Origin of the sequence: Erysipelatoclostridium sp. An15 (genome assembly GCF_002160675.1) — a bacterium.
Lineage (GTDB): Bacteria > Bacillota_I > Bacilli_A > Erysipelotrichales > Coprobacillaceae > Thomasclavelia > Thomasclavelia merdavium.
On sequence record NZ_NFLA01000114.1, the window covers coordinates 1 to 850 of the forward strand.

An 850-nucleotide genomic window follows, 5' to 3' on the forward strand; every position below is an offset into this window, starting at 1 on the left:
GAACATGTTTAATTGGTAATTTACTTTTATGTATTTTTTCATATAATTCATTACAAGTTGCATCAAACGGTTCTGGCCCCAGTTTTGAAAGTGGTAATTCATTTCGATAATTTTGTAAACTTACTAATTTAATACGACCAAATTTACGAGTATCGTTATATCTTAGCTGCTTACCATTATCAAGATTAAAAATAATATGATCATGTTTATTTACAGGTTCATTTCTATCGACGTAATGATATTTTCCTTCCATACGAAGATGAGATACAAAGGCAATATTATCAAGTTTAAAAACTAAATATTTACCAACTCGATCAATATCATTAATTGTCTGATTTATACAGCTATTAACAAATGTTTCAACATCATCTTCAATAATTTTAGGGTAAATTACATCAATTGATTCTATTTTTTTATTTAAAACAAAATTCTTTAACGTATTTCTTACAGTTTCAACTTCTGGTAATTCCGGCATATTTATCTCCTATTTAAGTTCATACCAATTAACAGCATAACTTCCTTCTGATTTTAATTCTACATTCATCTTAATAGCACTGCTCATTCCCTTAGATACTACTTCCATTACTTCTTGTAATTCATCTTGATAAACATCAAAAATCAATTCATCGTGAACTTGTAAAATCATCTTCGATTTTAAATTATGCTTTTGTAATAAATGATCCACTTTAATCATTGCTAGTTTAATAATGTCAGCAGCTGAGCCTTGAATTGGCGTATTCATCGCTAAACGTTTTCCTAATTCCTGACGCATATAATTTTTTTCATTAATTTCACGAATAAAACGTTTACGATTCAACATTGTCGTTACATAACCATGTTCTTTACAAAA

2 protein-coding genes are annotated in these 850 nt (G+C 27.9%); both read right to left on the bottom strand.

The window, feature by feature from the left end:
- A partial coding sequence (locus tag B5E92_RS15255; RefSeq protein WP_275532462.1) for a DNA-formamidopyrimidine glycosylase family protein occupies positions 1 to 475 on the bottom strand: 475 nt, incomplete at its 3' end.
- Between the two features lie 9 nt (positions 476 to 484).
- The coding region (locus B5E92_RS15260; protein ID WP_239406517.1) for a DNA polymerase at positions 485 to 850 on the bottom strand (366 nt) is incomplete at its 5' end.